The 19,718-nt window shown below is 59.1% G+C and carries 18 protein-coding genes; 11 read left to right on the forward strand and 7 right to left on the reverse strand.

The annotated features are described in order from the left end of the window. Positions 1 to 319 precede the first annotated feature (319 nt). Both ACIOVB_RS13390 and ACIOVB_RS13395 read left to right on the forward strand, forming a co-directional pair. Positions 320 to 1,681, forward strand: a complete 1,362-nt coding sequence (locus ACIOVB_RS13390) for an AAA family ATPase (RefSeq protein WP_401268356.1) — start codon at positions 320 to 322, stop codon at positions 1,679 to 1,681. Beyond that, entirely contained in the window at positions 1,674 to 2,303 is a 630-nt protein-coding gene (locus tag ACIOVB_RS13395; RefSeq protein ID WP_401268358.1) for a TIGR02646 family protein, read from the forward strand. Before ACIOVB_RS13390 ends, ACIOVB_RS13395 begins: the two co-directional genes overlap by 8 nt. A 62-nt stretch (positions 2,304 to 2,365) precedes the next feature. On the opposite strand, the gene ACIOVB_RS13400 is transcribed toward ACIOVB_RS13395, so the two are convergent. Further along, positions 2,366 to 2,935: a DUF4174 domain-containing protein gene (locus ACIOVB_RS13400; RefSeq protein WP_401268359.1), complete on the reverse strand. Its 570-nt coding sequence runs from the start codon at positions 2,933 to 2,935 to the stop codon at positions 2,366 to 2,368. Between the two features lie 207 nt (positions 2,936 to 3,142). Here ACIOVB_RS13400 and ACIOVB_RS13405 point away from each other — a divergent pair, with 207 nt between their 5' ends. Then, positions 3,143 to 3,607, forward strand: a complete 465-nt coding sequence (locus tag ACIOVB_RS13405) for a GNAT family N-acetyltransferase (protein WP_401268361.1) — start codon at positions 3,143 to 3,145, stop codon at positions 3,605 to 3,607. Positions 3,608 to 3,635: 28 nt separating this feature from the next. On the opposite strand, the gene ACIOVB_RS13410 is transcribed toward ACIOVB_RS13405, so the two are convergent. The 4 genes from ACIOVB_RS13410 to ACIOVB_RS13425 all read right to left on the reverse strand — a co-directional run bounded on the left by ACIOVB_RS13410 (position 3,636) and on the right by ACIOVB_RS13425 (position 6,969). Beyond that, positions 3,636 to 3,962 carry a hypothetical protein gene (locus tag ACIOVB_RS13410; RefSeq protein WP_401268363.1) on the reverse strand — a complete coding sequence of 109 codons (327 nt, stop codon included), beginning with the start codon at positions 3,960 to 3,962 and terminating at the stop codon, positions 3,636 to 3,638. A gap of 9 nt (positions 3,963 to 3,971) precedes the next feature. Continuing rightward, positions 3,972 to 4,757 carry a sulfite exporter TauE/SafE family protein gene (locus ACIOVB_RS13415; protein ID WP_401268365.1) on the reverse strand — a complete coding sequence of 262 codons (786 nt, stop codon included), beginning with the start codon at positions 4,755 to 4,757 and terminating at the stop codon, positions 3,972 to 3,974. 167 nt (positions 4,758 to 4,924) lie between these two features. Next, a complete protein-coding gene (locus ACIOVB_RS13420; RefSeq protein ID WP_401268368.1) occupies positions 4,925 to 6,139 on the reverse strand; it encodes an MFS transporter in 1,215 nt (404 codons plus the stop codon). An 80-nt stretch (positions 6,140 to 6,219) separates the two neighbouring features. Continuing rightward, complete coding sequence (locus ACIOVB_RS13425) at positions 6,220 to 6,969, reverse strand: hypothetical protein (RefSeq protein ID WP_187677637.1); 750 nt, start codon at positions 6,967 to 6,969, stop codon at positions 6,220 to 6,222. Between the two features lie 233 nt (positions 6,970 to 7,202). Here ACIOVB_RS13425 and ACIOVB_RS13430 point away from each other — a divergent pair, with 233 nt between their 5' ends. The 3 genes from ACIOVB_RS13430 to ACIOVB_RS13440 all read left to right on the forward strand — a co-directional run bounded on the left by ACIOVB_RS13430 (position 7,203) and on the right by ACIOVB_RS13440 (position 9,832). Beyond that, positions 7,203 to 8,351, forward strand: coding sequence for an aldose epimerase family protein (locus ACIOVB_RS13430; RefSeq protein ID WP_401268370.1), 1,149 nt, complete (start codon positions 7,203 to 7,205; stop codon positions 8,349 to 8,351). Between the two features lie 159 nt (positions 8,352 to 8,510). Then, positions 8,511 to 9,332 carry an aldo/keto reductase gene (locus ACIOVB_RS13435; protein WP_187677635.1) on the forward strand — a complete coding sequence of 274 codons (822 nt, stop codon included), beginning with the start codon at positions 8,511 to 8,513 and terminating at the stop codon, positions 9,330 to 9,332. A gap of 29 nt (positions 9,333 to 9,361) precedes the next feature. Beyond that, a complete protein-coding gene (locus ACIOVB_RS13440) occupies positions 9,362 to 9,832 on the forward strand; it encodes a DUF1810 domain-containing protein (RefSeq protein WP_401268372.1) in 471 nt (156 codons plus the stop codon). Here the strand turns inward: ACIOVB_RS13440 and ACIOVB_RS13445 are convergent. Beyond that, positions 9,797 to 12,157 (reverse strand): DNA polymerase II, encoded by a 2,361-nt coding sequence (locus ACIOVB_RS13445; RefSeq protein ID WP_401268375.1) that lies wholly within the window; start codon positions 12,155 to 12,157, stop codon positions 9,797 to 9,799. The genes ACIOVB_RS13440 and ACIOVB_RS13445 overlap by 36 nt on opposite strands. Positions 12,158 to 12,392: 235 nt before the next feature. Between ACIOVB_RS13445 and ACIOVB_RS13450 the strand changes: the two genes are divergently transcribed. Beyond that, positions 12,393 to 12,833, forward strand: coding sequence for a CBS domain-containing protein (locus ACIOVB_RS13450; RefSeq protein WP_187677632.1), 441 nt, complete (start codon positions 12,393 to 12,395; stop codon positions 12,831 to 12,833). Between the two features lie 51 nt (positions 12,834 to 12,884). On the opposite strand, the gene ACIOVB_RS13455 is transcribed toward ACIOVB_RS13450, so the two are convergent. Continuing rightward, positions 12,885 to 13,508: a glutathione S-transferase N-terminal domain-containing protein gene (locus ACIOVB_RS13455; protein ID WP_401268378.1), complete on the reverse strand. Its 624-nt coding sequence runs from the start codon at positions 13,506 to 13,508 to the stop codon at positions 12,885 to 12,887. A 1,087-nt stretch (positions 13,509 to 14,595) separates the two neighbouring features. Between ACIOVB_RS13455 and ACIOVB_RS13460 the strand changes: the two genes are divergently transcribed. The 4 genes from ACIOVB_RS13460 to ACIOVB_RS13475 all read left to right on the forward strand — a co-directional run bounded on the left by ACIOVB_RS13460 (position 14,596) and on the right by ACIOVB_RS13475 (position 19,504). Beyond that, a complete protein-coding gene (locus ACIOVB_RS13460; RefSeq protein ID WP_401268381.1) occupies positions 14,596 to 15,426 on the forward strand; it encodes an energy transducer TonB in 831 nt (276 codons plus the stop codon). Positions 15,427 to 15,476: 50 nt separating this feature from the next. After that, positions 15,477 to 16,184, forward strand: coding sequence for a MotA/TolQ/ExbB proton channel family protein (locus ACIOVB_RS13465; protein ID WP_401268383.1), 708 nt, complete (start codon positions 15,477 to 15,479; stop codon positions 16,182 to 16,184). Then, entirely contained in the window at positions 16,184 to 16,585 is a 402-nt protein-coding gene (locus ACIOVB_RS13470; protein ID WP_007918272.1) for a biopolymer transporter ExbD, read from the forward strand. The genes ACIOVB_RS13465 and ACIOVB_RS13470 overlap by 1 nt, the downstream gene beginning before the upstream one ends. 207 nt (positions 16,586 to 16,792) lie before the next feature. Next, positions 16,793 to 19,504 carry a TonB-dependent receptor gene (locus tag ACIOVB_RS13475; RefSeq protein ID WP_401268386.1) on the forward strand — a complete coding sequence of 904 codons (2,712 nt, stop codon included), beginning with the start codon at positions 16,793 to 16,795 and terminating at the stop codon, positions 19,502 to 19,504. The last annotated feature ends 214 nt before the right edge of the window (positions 19,505 to 19,718 follow it).

The raw sequence follows: 19,718 nt of genomic DNA on the forward strand, positions 1-19,718 counted from the left end.
CAACATGTGTTCACAGGCGCATACGCGCTCTCGGGAATCACCGGACTTCCACATCCGACCACTGTTTTTTTCAGCGGCCAAAGAAGGTTATCCCCCTGCCCCACAACGCACCAGTTCACCAACGCCGCCGCGACTTGCAGGAAATATCCACGGTCGACGCAGGCCTTTGCCTCAGACATTTCTGTAGGAATATGCTGCAACGAATTTTGGGGAGCGACTGAATTTGTTGTATCTACACTTCAGCGAATCAATCTGTGGGGGGGAATGACATAATGCGCGGCAATATCTTCAATCCGACTGACCCCCAAAGGGCGTTGTAATGGACATCTACAGTTTCAAGCTTGAGGACGTTGGTCGGTTCACCGGTCTGAACGTTAAATTAGCCCCCACAGATCACCACCCCTCGAAAGTGACGGTTTTAGTAGGAAACAATGGAGCCGGCAAAACAACACTTTTGAAATCACTCGCTACATCACTGAGCTGGCTGGTTTCTAGAATTCGCAGCGAGAAAGGCATCGGAAATCCTATTGCACAAGAGGATATTAAGAACGACGCTTCGGCTGGATTCATTTACATCGCTGTAGTTGACAAGGCATTGATTCGTTCGGATATCCCAAACCCAAACGATGCTTTATGTACTTGGGGCATTGCGCGGGCTAGGCAAGGAAGAAAATCTACAGCCCACAGTTCTCTTGTGGACGCCACCCGTCTTGCCGACCATTACCGTACCCAACTTACGGCCGACAACAAGGCCTCACTCCCCCTAATCGCCTACTACCCGGTCGAACGTTCAGTCCTCGAAATCCCGCTAAAAATCCGCACCAAACATACCTTCGACCAACTCGACGGCTACGACAACTCACTCAACCGGGGCGTCGACTTCCGCCGTTTCTTCGAATGGTTCCGAGAGCGCGAAGACAGCGAAAACGAGACCGGCATTTCCGATACCGCACTGGCCGAAATCTCCGAGAAGTTCGGAACCGACAGCGACGTCTGGAAAACCCTCGCCAATCTGAAAGCCTCCTCCCGCGACCGCCAATTGACCGCCGTGCGCTCGGCCATCGCCGCGTTCATGCCCGGTTTCACCAACCTGCGTGTGCAACGCAAACCGCGTCTGCACATGGCCATCGACAAGGACGGCGTCACCCTCAACGTCGCCCAACTCTCCCAAGGCGAGAAGTCGATGATGGCGCTGGTCGGCGATATCGCGCGTCGCCTGGCGATGATGAACCAGTCGCTGGACAACCCGCTGCACGGCGACGGCATCGTGCTTATCGACGAAGTTGATTTGCACCTGCACCCGAGATGGCAGCGCAGCCTTATCCGGCAGTTGAGCGAAACCTTCCCGAACTGCCAATTTGTCCTGACCACCCACTCGCCGCTGGTGATCAGCGACGCCAAGGATGTGCTGGTTTACGTACTCAATGACGGCGAAATCCACGAACACAACGGCTTGTACGGTCTGGATGCCAACCAGGTGCTGCTGGAAGTCATGGACACCGACATTCGCAACGGTGACGTGCAAAAGAGCCTGAATCAGTTGCTGAAGTACGTGCAGGACGGAAGTCTGGATAAAGCCAAAAAGCTCTTCGCCAAGCTTTCAAGCGAACTTCCCGAAGGTCACTTGGAGCTGGCAAAAGCCGCTCTGCTGATCCGCAAACTGGAGTTGCGTCGTGCGTAAGATCATCAAAGGAACTGAGCCTGTATCACTCACTCGATGGAAACGAGCGAACAACACCGCGACTTATCGGGATTTACCAAACGAAGAGAGTCGATCCATTCGCACCGCCTGCATCAGCGAACAGTTCGGTCTGTGCGCTTATTGCTGCCAGTCCATCAACGTCGATGCGGCGCACAACGAGCATGTGCAGGCACAAGATAAAACGCCTGCGCGCACTCTGGACTTCACAAATATCGTTGCCAGTTGCGAGAACCGCCATCACTGCGGACACGGTCGAAAAACTCAGCCGCTCAAACTCACACCGTTCATGGATGAATGCGAAACCGAACTCAAATTCTATCTGTCGGGTTTGGTCGTTGGCGAAACCGCACGTGCCCAAACAGCCATCGAAGCGCTGAACCTTGGCCACACCGAGGAGAGCAATCGTGGACTTATCGGCAAGCGAAAAGCGTTGGTTGATGCCCTGATTTACAGAGCTGGCGTACTCCCTGACGAGCTGCCGCAGATTGAAGACAAAGAATTTCTCGACCGGCTCCTGGACGATCTATTGGTACCAAAAGGGCAAAAGCTTGATCCCTTCTCTCCTGTGCTGGTTAACGTAATTCGGCAAATACCGGTGTAAAAAAGGGCGAGAGGATAAATCCTCTCGCCCTTTTGCATGGAAACAACGTCTACGACAAACCATCAATCATCCGGCATTTCCGGCGGCTTGGCCGGTTTCGCAGGTTTGCTCGGTTTGGCGCCCTTCGCCCCTTTGGCCGGCTCAGGCTCGGCGGCGGCCGGGGCTTGAGCGGCGGCTGCAGCGGCCGCTTCCTTCTCGGCCATTGGCATGGCGTCGATGGTGTCGAAGATTTTCTTCAGGTCCACCGATTTCGCCTCATCCCCCGACGCCGAGAGTTTGGTCTCGCCGTCCTTGCCCACCAGGAAGACTTTCGGATAAGCACCGGCACCCAGCTTCAGCGAGCGCAGCAGCGCCATGGTGTCTTGCTGACCCATGTCCTTGCCGTCGAGTTGGCCGGACATGTTGAGGATGGTGTAAACCTTGATGTTGCGGTCGGCCACACCTTTTTTGTTGGCCGGGTCCTCCAGCGACTTTTTCAGGCTCACCCACACGGGGTCGACGGTGCTTTGCGCGATCACGATCAGCGGTCGGGCGCGGCCCATGTCTGCGGCAATCGGCGAATCGTTGTCAGCGGCGAACAAGGGGCCGGCAATCGCCAGCAAGAGTGTCAGGGTCAGTGACCTGATGAGCATGCGCATCTCCTTTTGATATCCACGCTCTACTGATTGCGCATCGTGGCGATTGTTCCGGGTGTGTCTGGCAAATATGTGTCGCCTTGTCAGAAGCTTAGGTCAGGACCGGCATTGCGCAACCGCCTGCGTGCAATCGTGACGCGGATTTGATTACCTTTTGTGAGCGCATTAGGGTGGCGGTTCTGCCCACGAAATGGAGTTCAATGCATGCACATCGAATACCTGTGCGATCACCCCGGATTTGTTGAAGAACTGTCCGAACTCAACTTCAAGGAGTGGGGTGAATTCCGCCCTGGCGACACCCTTGAGGCCCGCACCGAACGCATGCGCAAAGCCTGCGGCAAAGGCGCAATCCCCAGCGTGGTGGTGGCGATTGAAGACGGCAGGCTACTCGGTGGCGCGCTGCTGATCGACAGCGACATGAAGGCACGTCCCGAGCTGACGCCCTGGCTGGCCGGGGTTTATGTGAAGGCAGAGGAACGTGGACGCGGGGTTGCTTCGCAACTGGTCAATCGGATTGTCGAAGAGGCCAAGACGTTGGGCGTGCAGACGTTGTATCTGTACACCGACGCGGCGCAATCGCTCTATGCTCGGCTGGGCTGGGAGGTGGTCGAGGAGCTGGTTTACGAAAACTTGCCGGTGACGATCATGAAGTACACCTTCGCCGACTGAGACAATCCCTGTGGCGTGGGAGCTTGTCTCAGCTCAGTGCCGAATCGAGTGCCGCCAGTAATTGTGAGGGTTCGATTCGGCGCTCGCCGAGTTTGAGTACCCCGCCGTCGAGATCAACGCTCAGCATTACCGATGCGCGATCTCCAGGATATTTGCGCAGGAGCAAGTCGATGCCACTGGCTGTCTCGTCCGCCGTGCCGATCAAATCCCATAGGCTGTCGCTCAGATCCAGCAACACCTGCTGACGCTGCTGATCAACCACAAGCGGCGCATACAGCCAATGGCTCATACGCATTTCACGGGGCTCGACGGTAATGGCCATTCGGCCATCGCAATGCAAGGTGGTTTCACTCATGGTCTTCGATCAAAACGCCAATTTGTAGCCGATCAACAACAGCATCGTCGCCAGACACGGGCGCAGCACTTCATCGGAGATGCGCCCGGTCAGGTGGCTGCCAAGCCAGATGCCCGGCAGCGAACCCACCAGCAAAAAGCCCAGCACGCCCCAATCCATGTTGCCCATGCTCGCGTGGCCCAGGCCTGCGACGAGAGTCAGCGGTACGGCGTGGGCGATTTCGGTGCCGACCAGACGGCGGGTCGGCAGCAGCGGATAGAGGATAAACAGCGCGACGGTACCGAGGGCGCCGGCGCCAATCGAAGTCAGGGCGACCATGGTGCCGAGGATCAGACCGGTGATCACGGTCATCACATTGAGCCGCGAACCGCTCGGGTTGTAGTTGCCGCCGGCGCGTTTGTGGGCGAAATCCAACAGTCGTTTCTTGAAGAAAATCGCCAGCGCGGTAGCGAACAGGACGAAACCCAGCGCCTGTTTGATGATGGCGTTCATCGCGTCCGGCGCGGTGTGCAGGGTGCTGAGAAACCACAGGGTCATGGCCACCGCCGGCACGCTGCCGAGGGTCAGCCAACCGGTGATGGCCCAGTCGATGTTCTTGTTCTTTCTATGGACGAGCACGCCACTGGATTTGGTAATGGCCGCGTACAACAGGTCGGTGCCCACCGCCGTTGCAGGGTTGATGCCGAACCACAGCAGAATCGGCGTCATCAACGAACCGCCGCCGACACCGGTCATGCCGACAATAAAACCCACCACCAGCCCGGCAATCACCAGGCCGAAATTTGCCAATTCCATTAAGACGTCCAGAAAAACGACAGGAAAAATCTGGCCCGCAGCATAGCGATTTTTCTTATAACCACCTATATCGATACGGTCTATCGTTATGCCTTTCGATCACACCGCAGGTCCATTGTGGGAGCGAGCCTGCTCGCTCCCACAGGGATGATGTAGTGATTAGAAGATCAATGCACCCGCCGCCCCGACTTGAAGCTGTGATGGCTATTGATCCACACCGTGGCCAATGCGATCAGCGACAGGATCAGCAGCGCCCACGGAAACGACATTGCCCCCGCCCGATCCAGCAGCAACCCGCCAAATAATCCGCCGCCGGCGATCGCCACGTTCCATGACGTGGTGAGCATCGCCTGCACCACGTCGACATGGTCGCCTGCAGAATCCGCCGCCGCTGTCAGCAGCAGCGTCGCCGAGCCACCAAACGACAACCCCCACACCGCCATGCAGCCATAAATCAGCCACGGCGACGGCGAAATCAGCGCCAATACCAACGCTGTCACGGCAAACACCGCAAGGCTGATCAGCGTCAGCCAACGCAACCAGCGATCCACCAGCATGCCGATGATCCAGATCCCCACGAGCGAACACAGGCCGAACACCAGCAGCACCAGATCAACGCGCTCGGCCAGCCCGGCCTGCATCAGAAACGGTGAAATGTAGGTGTAAAGAATGTTGTGTCCGAGCATCCACGTCAGCACCACGAACAGCACCGGTCGCACACCTGGCAGGCGCAGGGATTCGAGCAGTGGCAGGCGTTCTTCGTTGTTCTGCCCCGGACGATCCGGCACCGCGATGACGATCCACGCCGCCAGCACCAAGGCCAGCGCCGACATGATCCCGAACGAGGCGCGCCAGCCGATCAGATTGCCCAGCCACGTCCCCGCCGGCGTGCCCAGCGACAACGCCACCGGTGTGCCGAGCATGGCAATCGCCAGCGCCCGCCCCTGTTGATGCACCGGCACGATGCCGCGCGCGTAGCCGGCCATGATCCCCCACGACAGCCCCGCCGCCATCCCGGCAAGAAATCGCGAAGCCAGGGTCAGGCCGTAATGGCTGGAAAACGTAGTGATGGTGTTGAACAACAGAAAGCCGCCCACCGTCATCAGCAGCACGCGCCGCCGTGGCCAGCCGCGCGTGGCGACGGTCAGCGGAATCGCCGCGACAATCGAACCCAGCGCGTACAGCGTCACCAGTTGACCGGCGAGCACTTCGCTGACGTTAAGCCCGGCGCCAATTTGCGGCAGCAGTCCGGCTGGCAGGGTTTCGGTGAGGATAGCGATGAAACCAGTCATGGCGAAGGCCAGCAACGCGGCATAGGGCAGTTTGTCCGCGCGGGCGGCGCAGTCAAGTCGAGTGAAATCGGCGCTTGCGGGGTCGGTCATGACGGGTGCAGCTCCCTTTGAGTCAAATATGACGAAGGATTGTATACAAATAATCCGCCCGCCACTCTAACCGACTCGACTTACTGCACCGGTAAAAAATTCAGAAACAGCAGACTTTGCGCGTAATTCAGGCCAATGCGCCGGTAGCGCTCATCGAGCATTTGCGTAAGCAGATCAAGGCGCGCCACCACTTTGCCGAACTCCGTGGCGAAACTCAGGTTGCTGCCCTCCTCCGAAATCTCATTGGAGAACAGCAGCGGCTGGCCTTCCTTGTTCTGGCGCTGAGACAGAATCCACGTGGCTTTTTCGATGTTGCGCGCGGCGTTGTGAACGAACGTCGGGTTGATCGCGTCAGTCATGTAGAACTCGACGCGATTGCCATGGGCGGTGACCAACATGCTGCCGATGGCATAGATGAACGCGCCGACCCGATCACCGAGAAACTCCGGGCTCATCGCATAACTGAGCGCAGCCAGATCCTTGCGCCCGCCCAGCACCGGCAACGGTTGCTGCTGCTCGATGGCCAGGCGTACCTGCTTCACCGCGGCGTGGATATTGAGGAAGCCGGATTTGCGCAGCTCTTCGGGGTTGCGCAGGTACAACTTGCCCATCAACCGATAAAGACTGTTGAGGTTGTCGCGCATCGCCAGCGTGGCCATACGGTCGACGCTGGTCTGCAGGAATTCCTGCGGTTGACCGTCACGAATCTGAGCGATGAAACCATTGCCGTCCTGATGCGTGCAGCCGCTGACAAACAGCGACGACAGACAGGCCAGCAACAGGCACGGGCGATGAACAACACGGGCGATCAGGTGAAAAGCTCTCGGCATGAATTCTCGAACAGGCACATTCCTGTGCGGCGGGAGTCACCGCATCCTGGCCATGGATAGAGCCGCCAATTGCTGAAAAGTGCAGTGTCCGCGTGGTTTCCCGACCTTCGGCAACCATTTAGTCCGACTTTATTTTTGCAATAAACGTTTAATCCGCTATAAATTCTGATTAATGCCTCAATTAGCATGACTATTACCTGTTTTGAAAACAACAACAAAAAGGAAGGTCAACCATGCTTCAATCCCGTCACTTGCTCTCCGGCCTCGGACTGTCCCTGATGATCGCCACCCTTTCCGCCAATGCGGCGGGCCTGACCGCCGAACACAAAGCCTTCGGCAAAACCAATGACGGCACGCCCGTCGAGCAATACATCCTGCGCAACAGCCACGGCATGCAAGCCACCGTCATCACCTACGGCGCGACCCTGCAATCGCTGCTGGTGCCAGACAAACAAGGCAAAGCCGCCGACGTGGTGCTCGGTTTCGACGATGTGCAGGGCTACCAGAAAGGCACCGCGTACTTCGGCGCGACCATCGGCCGTTTCGGCAATCGCCTGGCCGACGGCGCTTTTGAACTAGACGGCAAGCGCTATCAAGTGCCACAGAACGACAAGTCCAACGCCTTGCACGGCGGCACCCAGGGCTTCGATAAAAAGGTCTGGAAAGCGCAGGAAACCAAAGACAAGGACTCAGTCGGCGTGACCCTGACCTATCTGTCGGCGGACGGTGAAATGGGCTTCCCCGGCAACCTCACCACCGAAGTGACCTATCGCCTGACCGACAGCAACGAACTGCGCATCGACTACAAGGCCAGCACCGACAAACCGACCGTGCTCAACCTGACCAACCACAGCTACTTCAACCTCGCGGGTGCCGGCAATGGCGACATCCTCAAACAGGTCGCGACCCTGCACGCCAGCCATTACACCCCGGTCACCGGCAAGCTGATCCCGACCGGCGAACTGGCGCCGGTGGCAGGTACACCGATGGATTTCACCAAGCCAACGGCAATTGGTACGCACATCAAGGCTGATCACCCGCAGTTGAAATTCGCCGAGCCTAAACAGGGTGGTTTCGATTTCAATTGGGCGCTGGATACCAAGGGTGACGTGAGCAAAGTCGCCGCCGAGGTCAGTGATCCACAGTCCGGCCGGCATTTGCAGTTGTTCACCAGCGAACCGGGCGTGCAGTTCTACACCAGCAACTTCCTCGATGGCACGGTCAAGGGCAAGGGCGGCAAGGTGTATCCGCACTGGGGCGCGTTTACCTTGGAGACGCAGCACTATCCTGACTCACCGAATCAGCCGAACTTCCCGAGCACGCGGCTGGATCCGGGGCAGGATTATGCGCACAGCGTGGTGCTGAAGTTTTCTGCCAAATAAAAGCTGAAGATCAAAAGATCGCAGCCTGCGGCAGCTCCTACAGGGCGAAACCCGAGCCCAATGTAGGAGCTGCCGCAGGCTGCGATCTTTTTGCTTTTTGAACCCTTGGACTATCCTGCTGCCCACTAAGGTATCGACCGTTTCAGAAAGGAGGTTTGAATGCGTACCCTCGAATTGGCCGGCGTGCAGGTTCCGGTGATTGGCCAGGGCACTTGGCGCATGGGTGAAGACCGTTCGGCGCACAAACGTGAAGTCACCGCGCTGCGCACTGGCATCGAGCTGGGCATGACCCTGATCGACAGCGCTGAAATGTACGCCGAGGGTGGTGCCGAAACCGTGGTTGGCGAAGCCATTGCCGGCCTGCGTGATCAAGTGTTTCTAGTCAGCAAGGTCTACCCGCACAACGCCAGCCGCAAAGGTATTCCGCTAGCCTGCGAGCGCAGTCTGCGCCGGCTCGACACTGATTACATCGACCTCTATCTATTGCATTGGCGCGGCCAGTATCCGCTGGAAGAAACCGTCGAGGCGTTCGAACGTCTGCGCGAGGACGGCAAGATCGGCCGTTGGGGCGTGTCGAACTTCGATGTTGATGACCTTGAAGAACTGGCGTCACCGGCCTGCGCGACCAATCAGGTGCTCTTCAACCTGGAAGAACGCGGTGTCGAATTCGACCTGCTGCCGTGGTGCCAGCAGCAACGTATGCCGCTGATGGCGTACTGTCCGATCGGTCAGGGCGGCGCGATGCTGGCTGATCCGGTGTTGAAACAGATTGCCGCTCGTCACAACGCGACCCCGGCACAGGTTTCGCTGGCGTGGATTCTGCGTCAGGATGGCGTAATTGCGATTCCCAAAGCTGTGCGGCCGGAACACGTGCAACTCAATGCACAAGCGGCGCAGTTGCAACTGGAGGCCGGGGATCTGGCAGCGCTGGACCAGGCGTTTCACGCGCCAAAGCGCAAGCAGCGGTTGGCCATGGTCTGAGCCACCGCCGACTGGCAGAGGGCTTCGCGATGAGAAGCACTGATCAGTACGACCCGTTCAATCTGCAACGTTTCATCCAGGCGCAGGACCCGGTTTTCGAACGGGTCCTGCGCGAACTCGACGAAGGCCGCAAGCGCAGCCACTGGATGTGGTTTGTCTTCCCGCAGTTCGCAGGCCTGGGCGGCAGTGAGATGTCCCGGCGCTTCGCCATAGGTTCGGCCGAGGAAGCTCAGACCTATCTGGACCATCCCTTGCTCGGCGCACGATTACGCGCCTGCACGCAGCTTGTGCTGAATGTGCGAGAGCGTTCGATTGCCGAGATTTTCGGCCATCCCGATGACCTGAAATTTCACTCCTCAATGACGTTGTTCGCCCAGTTCGCTGCCGAAGACAGCTTGTTCAACCAGGCACTTGAGCGCTACTTCCACGGCATCCTCGATGAGTGGACGTTGCAACTGCTGGACTCAAAACAGGCCCAGTTGTCCCCCGATCAGGGTTGAGAAGTCGTCGTCGACAAACGGCAGGATCGCATCCGCCACCGGTTGCAGTTGCCGGGTGATGTAGTGGTCGTAGTCGATGGTGGATCGCCGCACTTCCAGCGGTTCGGGGCCGGCCAGGGTAATCACGTAGCTGATCCAGCCACCGTTCTGGTACTGCCGCGGTCGTCCGTGCTGCGCGTTGTAATCATCGGCCAGCCGCGCCGCGCGCACGTGGGGCGGAACGTTGCGCTCGTAATCGTCGAGGGTGCGGCGCAGGCGTTTGCGATAGATCAGTCGATCATCGAATTCACCCGCCAGGGTTTTGCGGACGTAGTCACGCACATAATCCTGATACGGCTTGCGCTGGAAGATCCGCTCGTACAATTCCTGCTGAAATTGCCGGGCCAAAAGCGACCAGTCGGTGCGCACGGTTTCCAGGCCTTTGTAGACCATTTCTTCGCTACCGTCGGCGCGTGTCACCAGACCGGCGTAGCGCTTCTTGCTGCCCTCCTCCGCGCCACGAATGGTCGGCATGAGAAAGCGTTTGTAGTGAATTTCGAACTGCAATTCGAGGGCGCTTTCCAGCCCGTATTCGTCACGCACATGCTCACGCCACCAGTCGTTGACGTGCTTGACCAGCGCATGACCGATGGCCGCTGCTTCTTCCTGCCCGTGGGGACGACGCAGCCAGACGAAGGTCGAGTCGGTGTCACCGTAGATCACCGCGTGGCCCTGCTCTTCAATCAACTTGCGCGTGCGCAGCATGATCTCGTGGCCGCGCAGAGTGATCGACGACGCCAACCGTGTATCAAAGAACCGGCAACCGCTGGAGCCGAGCACGCCATAGAAGGCGTTCATGATGATCTTCAGCGCCTGGGACAGCGGCGCATTGTGTTCGCGCTTGGCGGTCTCGCGGCCCTCGGCGACTCGCGAGACGATGGACGGCAGGCAATGCCGGGTGCGTGAGAATCTGGCGCCACGAAAGCCCGGCACGGAGTCGGCATCGTCCGGATGCTGCAAGCCTTCGATCAGCCCGACCGGATCAATCAGAAAGGTGCGGATGATCGACGGGTAAAGGCTCTTGTAATCGAGCACCAGCACCGATTCGTACAGCCCCGGTCGCGAGTCCATGACAAAGCCACCGGGGCTGGCCTGCGGCGGATTGGTGCCCAGATTCGGCGCCACGAAACCCTGACGGTGCATCAACGGCATATATAGATGCGTGAACGCCGCCACCGAGCCGCCGCTGCGATCCGCCGGCAGGCCGGTGACGCTGGCGCGCTCCAGCAAAAACGTCAGCAGTTCGGTCTTGACGAAAATCCGCGTGACCAGTTCGCAGTCCTTGAGGTTGTACTTGGCAAGCGCCGGTTTGTCCTCGGCGAACATGCGGTTGATCTCATCCATGCGCTGGTACGGGTTGTCGATCGACTTGCCTTCGCCAAGCAAGGTCTGCGCGACGTTTTCCAGACTGAACGAAGGGAAACTCCAGGTCGCCGAACGCAGCGACTCAATGCCGTCGATGATCAGGCGCCCCGCCGCCGAGGCGAAGTAATGGTTGCGGCTGCCGTGTTCGCGCCACTGCATCTCTTCACCGCCACGGCCGATTTTCAACGGTACGCCGAGGCGCCGCGCGTGTTCGTGGAGGATGCGCAGATCGAACTGCACGACGTTCCAGCCGATGATCGCGTCGGGGTCATGGCGGGCGAACCAATCGTTGAGCTTCTTCAGGATCACCGTGCGTGAGTCGCAGTATTCAAGGTCGAAGTCGACGATGCTGGCGTCACCGTTGGGCGCGCCGAGCATGTACACCTGACGCTCGCCGCAGCCTTCAAGAGCGATGGAGTACAACTCGCCGGTTTCGGTGGTTTCGATGTCCAGCGAGACCAGTCGCAGCTTTGGCCGATACTCGGGGTCGGGTTTGAGGTGGGCGTTGAGCAATGTGCCGTCGGCATCGGCGGTGCCGCTGAACAACACCGGTGCGGTGATGAAACGCTCCATCAGATAGCGTTCCGGCGGGCGCACATCGGCCTCGAAAACATCGACGCCGTGGCGGTTGAGCGCGGTTTCCAGACGCATCAACTGGCCATGTTGCTGGCAATACAGGCCGAGCACCGGGCGATGTTCGAAGTCCTGCAGGGCCAGGGGGCGCAGTTCGACGTTCTTTTCGTCATGCAGCAGGCGCTCGGCGGCTGCGCGCTGCTCGGCGGGGATAAACGCCACCGACGGCTGATGCGGCAAGCGCACACGGCGCGGCCCGGCGTCGGTCGCCAGCCAGAACTCGACTTCGGTGCCGGCCGGCGTATCGCGCCAATGCCGGGTCAGGACGAAGCCCTGCTGTAAATCCACCACTGCGACCTCGGAAAATTGAATCTGGCAGGCATTCTACGCTGCCCTTCCATAGCCCGCGTTTTCAGTTTGGAATACTTTGTGGTGAGGGGATTTAGTCACCACAAGTGCGTGCTGCTGGAGAAAAAGTGCGGCAAATGACGTTTTTTGCGTGTTATCTGCCGCTTTGCCACCTTGCCCTGAACGCCAGCGTCTACGATGCTTGGATAACAACGACAACACCTGAGTAACTGCCATGAAGACCGTCGCCCAACTGCTCAAGCTCAAAGATCAGAAAAATCAGGAAGTGCACCAGATCAAGCCTGATCACATGGTGCTCGAAGCACTGATGAAGATGGCCGAGAAAAACGTCGGCGCCTTGCTGGTCGTGGAAGACGACAATGTGGTCGGCATCATCAGTGAACGCGATTACGCGCGCAAACTGGTGCTGCATGGCCGCTCTTCAGTCGGCACGCCGGTACGCGACATCATGGTTGCCAACGTGATCACGGTGGATACCCACCAGACTGTCGACACTTGCCTGGGCATCATGTCCGACAAACGCCTGCGCCACTTGCCGGTGGTGGAGAACGGCAAATTGATCGGCTTGCTGTCGATTGGTGACCTGGTCAAGGAAGCGATTGCCGAACAGGCGGAGTTGATCAAACAGTTGGAGCAGTACATTCGCGGGGAATAAATCTAACCGCGATCGTTCCCATGCAGAGCGTGGGAACGATCAGAGGAAAGCTCAGGCCGGCCAATGCCGGGCGAATACCGGCGCCAGCACCGGATGCCGGTCAATGCGTTGTAGCCACGCATAGAAACCGGGCCGCGTCTGGCGCAGATGCTCGCGGCTCCCCGCCCAACGTGTCACCACAGCTGCCAGCACATCCAGCGCCCCCGGAGTTTCATCGTCCAGGTACAGCTCGGCGGAAAACTGGTCGGCAAACACCTCCCAACTCCAGTGCAGACGCTCACGGGCGCCGGCGATCAGGTTCTGCCGCGACGCTTCGTCGGGCATCAGCAGCCAGCGCTCGGGGTAGTCAATGACGCCAATGGCCGCGTAGCAATTGCTGACGATGTACACGAGGCCGCGAATCGCCTGGTCACGCTCGTCTGCCTCGGCCGGCAACAATCCTGACTTGGGAAACGTCAGGCCCAAATGAATCAGAATCGCCGCGCTCTCGGTGACCGCACTGCCATCGGGCAGTTGCAGGGTCGGGATCTGTTTCAATGGATTGAGTTGCGCCAACGCTTCGGCGGCTTCGGTACTGGCTTCAATATCAATGAAGCGATATGCGATCTGACACAGCTCCAGCGCCGCTTCAATAGCGGCGGCGCCTGAGTTGCGATGTCCGTAGAGCTGATACATAACCCCTCCTCAATCCCGACAGGCATCTGGTGTAGCCCTATTTATAGCTGGTGTATCCGATTTGGCACGTTTTTCCCATGCACTCGCCACTTGCGAATTCAAACCTCGCAAAACAGCGCTGGCGGTGCCCACCCCGCACCAAGAGCAATCATCGAACGCTATCCGCGTTCTTGTAAGGTGCGATACCGAACCAAAAGTTCGTGTATCCGAGCTGGCAACAAGGAGTTCACCGCGTGAATCTTCAATCGCTCTGCCGCATCACTGTCCGTTTGCGTCTATCCGCCCAACGCCGAGTTCAGCAGAACAGCCCCGGCGCCCTGCGCATTTACTTTATTACCTGAATAAAGCGACCACGCACTGTTTTCGGCGCTGAGTTATACGCCGACGGCAGCGTGTTATTTATTTTTTAAATACAACACCCAACAGGCAGTGCATTAATGAACGACAGCTGGATTGTCGAACAATAGCTAATTAACTGTTTGCCGTGCACCAAAACCGTTCTTGGATTTGCAACTAACCCAAACTTGAAGCATTGATTTCATTTAAACAAAAACAAGGAACATCGCCTGTGAACCGCTAAAACATTGACCCGCACCAAATCAGTCCGCCCTGCACCAGCAAGTGCCTTGGCGGGCATGAGAGCAGCCGCTCTGTCTCGCCCTTCAGCGTGATATAGCGTTAAGTCTGACTCGCCCTTGAAAAAGCCTCTGCATTCGGGCTGATGGAGATTTATGCGCTACGTAAAAATCCGCTCACCCAAAAAATTTATATAAATGCGACATGGGTAACACTGAAGAAATACTGGCTCTACATTTCAGCAATATTTGGCACAGCGGTTGCTATGTAACAGGCATGAGACAGCTGAAGTCTCGATGAACAGAACAATCACCAGGGAATGGCTAATGAACAAACGAAACTTATGGCGCTAAGCCAGTAACCCTGCACAAGCCCTGTTCACCGGTTAGTTAATTGATAGTTTAACTATCGGCTTGCGCACACCTTAAAGAAAGTTGCACCCACCCACTCGAACATGACGCACATGTTCGGACGGCACCTTATTGCCCTTCATCAACCCGAGGGAGCTTTAATGAACGATGCGGTAAAGCACAAGACCCTGCCGGGGCCGTTACGGGAAGCGCCGCTCCCGCCGGTATCCGGCAGGCCGGCCTTTAAAGCCAATACCTCGCAGCCCGGCGGGTTGAACAAACAGCAAATGGTTCTGTTGATTGCCGTGTCGGCGCTGATACATGGCGGTGCGTGGTGGTTTTTTCAGCAGACCCGACCCGAGCCACTGCCCACGCCGCCGCAGATTCCGGAAATGACCGTCGAGCTGACCAGCCCGACGCCACCCGCACCGCCCACTCCGGAACCACCGCCGCCGCCACCGCCTCCACCGCCGCCCGAACCCGAGCAACCGGTGGAAGACGAGGACGCGGTCAAACCGCCGCCAAAACCGGTGGAGAAGCCCAAGCCAATCGAAAAACCGAAACCGGTGGAAAAACCCAAACCGGTGAAAAAGGTCGAGCCGCCAAAAGCCCCACCCGCTCCGGCACAACCGGCCGCCCCTGCGGCGCCAGCAAAACCGAGCGCGCCACCGGCACCTGCGGCTGCGGCTGCACCCGGCCCGGTGAAAGAGTCGGCGGCGATTTCGGGCCTCGCCAGCCTCGGCAACCCGCCGCCGGAATACCCGTCGCTGGCGCTGCGGCGCAACTGGGAAGGCAGCGTGGTGCTGCGCATTCAGGTGTTGGCCAACGGTCGCGCAGGTTCGGTGACGGTGACCAAGTCCAGCGGCAAGGCGCAACTGGACGAAGCTGCGGTCGCCGCCGTGAAGAACTGGAAGTTTATTCCGGCCAAGCGCGGTGACACGCCGATTGACGGCTTCGCCACCCAGACCATCGATTTCAAATTGCCGCAATAACGGCACAAACCACGAACTCACAACCGATTTAATGCAAGCGAGGTGTAGCCATGAACGATTCACTGTCTTCGATGATTGTCCCCGGTGTGCTTTGGGGCCTGGTGCTGTTTTCCGTGGTCAGTTGGGCGATCCTGCTGGTCAAGTCGGCGCAATACCTGCGCCAGAAAGCCCAGAACAAACAATTCAGCAAAGCCTTTTGGGGCGCGCCGGATCTGCTCACCGCCGCCGAACACGCCAGCCAATACCCAGGCTCACTGGCGCGCATCGCCAGCAGCGGTTTCGAAGCGCTGCTGGTGGAAGAATCGCCGCGCACCACGCAACAACTTGCGCACACCATCAACCGTTCCGATCGTCTGGAACGCAATCTGCGCCAGCAGATCCAGAAAGAACGCCGCTCGCTGGAAAACGGTCAGGCGATCCTCGCCAGTATCGGCAGCACCGCGCCGTTCATTGGCCTGTTCGGCACCGTCTGGGGAATCATGGAAGCGCTGCAAAGCATCGGCGAAACCGGCTCGGCCAGCCTTGAAGCGGTCGCCGGCCCCATCGGCCACGCGCTGATCGCCACCGGCGTGGGGATCGCCGTCGCGGTGCCGGCGGTGCTGATTTACAACTTCTTCCTGCGTCGTCTGAAACTCGCTTCGGCGGACATGGATGACTTCGCCCACGACTTCGACGCCCTCGCCTCGCGCAGTGCGTTTTCCATCAGCCGTCAGGCCATTGCCAGCAAAACCACGGCCGCCGTGCGGGAGGCCAGCTGATGTCTTTCTCCACTCAAGACAGCGATGAAGTACTCAGCGAAATGAACGTCACGCCACTGGTGGACGTGATGCTTGTGCTGCTGGTGGTGTTCATCGTCACCGCGCCGCTGATGACCAATGCAATCAAAGTGAACCTGCCGAAAACCGACGCCGTCGCCCCCGCCGAAAAGAAAGACCCGGTGGTGGTCAGCGTCGACCAGGACGGCAAGTTCTATCTGGCCAAGACCGAACTGGCACCGGAATCACTGGAGGCCAGCCTCAAGGAGGTCAAGGCCAAGGACGCCGAAGTGCGCGTCCAGCTTCAGGCCGACTCCGCCGTCAATTACGGCCAGGTGGCCAAGGCCATGGCGTCCATCGAACGCTCAGGCATTACCAAAATTTCGGTGATGACCACCCACTGAGTGCGGTGCCGGGCGCGCATTGAGAAACACGCCCGGCACCGCTGAAGCATCCCGTCGCAATCAGCCGACCGAAAAAACGCACGGCGTCTTCGGAGGGGATCGGCTTGCTTGAAGAAAGTGGTTTTCCGCACGCGGTATCACCGAAAGCGGAGCAATGAGGGGCTCACAAGGCCAATTCGATAACGTCTAACAAAGTCGGAAACAACCATGCTGATGAACACTCCACGCTTCACGCTCAAACCATTGGTGGCCACGATTTCTCGCCATCGTTTTGTTCCGCTGTATCTGGTGGCCATGGGGATGGGCGCCGGGACCGTGCAAGCGGCGGAGGACGATAATGCTGGCGTCCCGGCCGCCGCCGCAGTGGTTGCGCCGACCACGCAACTGCAACGGGTGGAAGTGACCGGTTCGGCGATTCGCCGGGTCGATGCGGAGACGGCGGTGCCGATCACCATTCTCAAGGCCGATGAACTGCGCAAACAGGGCGTGACCACCACCGCCGAGCTGGTGCAACGCATCACCGGCAGCCAGTCGATCAACAACAGTGCCGGCTCGGTCGGCGCGGCCACGGGTGGCGCATCGTTCGCCGACATGCGCGGTATCGGCGCGAACAAGACGCTGGTGTTGCTCAACGGCCGACGACTGGCCAACAACGCCTTGTCGGGTACCAACTCGGCCGGCGGCGCGGTGGATCTGAACATGATCCCGTTTGCCGCCATCGAACGTGTGGAAGTGCTGCGTGACGGCGCATCGGCGCTGTACGGCACCGACGCCATCGGCGGCGTGATCAACTTCATCACCAAGAAATCCCTGACTGACGGCCAGCTCACCCTCGGCGGCGAAACCCCGACCCACAGCGGCGGCGGTGCGACCAAGGACATGAGCGCCAGTTGGGGTTACGGCGATCTGGAAGAAGACCGCTTCAACGTGCTCGGCGTGTTCAACTACAACAAGCAGCAGAACCTCGACGCCAACGACCGCTCTTTCGCCAGCGACTACGCGCCCGGTCGCGGCCTCGACCAGACCTCCGGCACTGCATTCCCCGGCAACTACAGCCAGAACGGCAACGCCACCAACCCGCTGGCCAACAGCAATTGCAATGGTCCCAACCTGGTCGCGCGCGACGGCCTGTGCCGCTTCAGCACCCGCGAGTACATCGACCTGGTGCCACAAACCGAGAAGACCTCGTTCTTCGGTAAAACCACCGGCAAGCTCTCGGACGATCACAACGTCAATCTCGAGTACTTCTGGTCGCGCAACAACAACGCCACGGCCATCGGCCCTGCTCCGCTCACCGGTCTGAGCCTGGATTCCTCGTCGCCCTACTACCCCGGCAACGGCATCACCCCGGCGCCGACTGATTTCGCCCTCGACCCGACGCAACCGGTCGACGTCAACTGGCGTGAAACGGCAGCAGGCCCGCGTGAATCGAAAGACCAGAACACCAGCCAGCGCTTCCTGCTGAGTTTCGACGGCCTGGTTGGCGGCTGGGATTACAACGTCGGCGCCTCGTACAACCAGAACAAAATCGTCTCCAGCGTCACCAGCGGTTATGTCAGCGATCAGGCGATGATCGATGGTCTGGCCAGCGGTTTGCTCAATCCGTTCGGCCCGCAGTCGGCCGCTGGTCAGCAGTACATCGATAACGCCGCCTACCACGGCGCCTACTCCACGGCTGTCGGCCGGGTCGCCGGGTTTGACGGGCGCATCAGCCGCGAAATCGGCGACTGGTTCGGTGCCGGCCCTTCCGGTCTGGCACTGGGTGGCGAGTACCGCAAAGAGAAATTCCACCAGGACTTCGAGCAGTTTGCCGGTGACATCCAGAGCCTCGGTATCGACCCGGCCGGCAGCGTCGAAGGCGACCGCAGCGTGAAAGCCGCGTATGCCGAGATCAACGTGCCGGTGCTCGACAGTCTCGAATTGTCTGCCGCCGTGCGCCACGACAAATACAGCGACTTCGGCAGCACCACCAACCCGAAATACTCGTTCCGTTATCAGCCGCTCAAAGAGCTCGTGGTGCGTGGTGCGTACAGCGAAGGTTTCCGTGCGCCGTCGCTCTACGAACTGTATTCACCGCGCAGCATCACGTTCACCCAGGGTTACTACAACGACCCGGCGCTGTGTACCGGCGGTGTGGTGCAACCGGGCGGCAACGGCGGGCGTGATTGCGGTCAGCAGTTCCTGAACCAGATTGGCGGCAACGAGGATCTGGCCCCGGAGAAGGCGCGCAACGTGACACTGGGCTTTGTTTATCAGCCGATCAGCAACCTGTCGGTGGGTCTGGATTTCTGGTGGATTCACATCTCCAACCAGATCCAGCCATTCCCGGAATCCACCGTGTTTGATCAGGCCGGCAGCTACCCGGATCGCTTCGTGCGCAACGCCGATGGCACGCTCAACTACATCGTCACCGGCAACGCCAACCTCGGCATCGTCGAAACCAACGGTGTCGACGTGTCGCTCGACTATCGCTTCCCGAACACGCCGTACGGTCAGTTCGGTCTCGGGCTGCAAGGCACCTACGTGGACGAGTACGACTTCCAGAGCACCATCAAAGGCCCGTTCACCGACAAGGTCGGCGACTTTCAAGGTGACGGCGTGATCGCTCGCTGGAAGCACAACCTGACCGGCAGCTGGACCTTCGGCGCGGCGCGGGCGGCGCTGACCAACCGCTTCACCACCGGTTACAACGACTACGACCGCGATACCCATGCGCGCGTGGCGTCGTATTCGGTGTGGGACCTGTCGGCCGGTTACACCTTCAACAAGGTGCTGGATGTCGATGCCGGGATGAAGAACGTGTTCGACCGCAACCCACCGTTCTCCAACCAGGCCTACAACTTCCAGAGCGGCTATGACCCGCGCTACACCGATCCGCTGGGCCGCACGCTGTTTGCGCGGATGACTTATCACTTCTAACCCCAGGGCTGGATACACCCCTTGTGTGAGTGAGCTTTTGTGGTGAGGGGATTCATCCCCGATGGGGTGCGAGGCGCCCCCAAAACCTGCAACTGCGGATGACCAGAACAACCGCATGCAATGGCTTTGCGACTGCTTCGCAGCCGGTCGGGGATAAATCCCCTCACCACAGGTTTACCTCCACATTTTCGTGCGTGACCTTCCCAGGGATTCA

The sequence above is a fragment of the Pseudomonas sp. NPDC087639 genome (assembly GCF_044743385.1).
In the GTDB taxonomy this organism is placed as follows: Bacteria; Pseudomonadota; Gammaproteobacteria; order Pseudomonadales; family Pseudomonadaceae; genus Aquipseudomonas.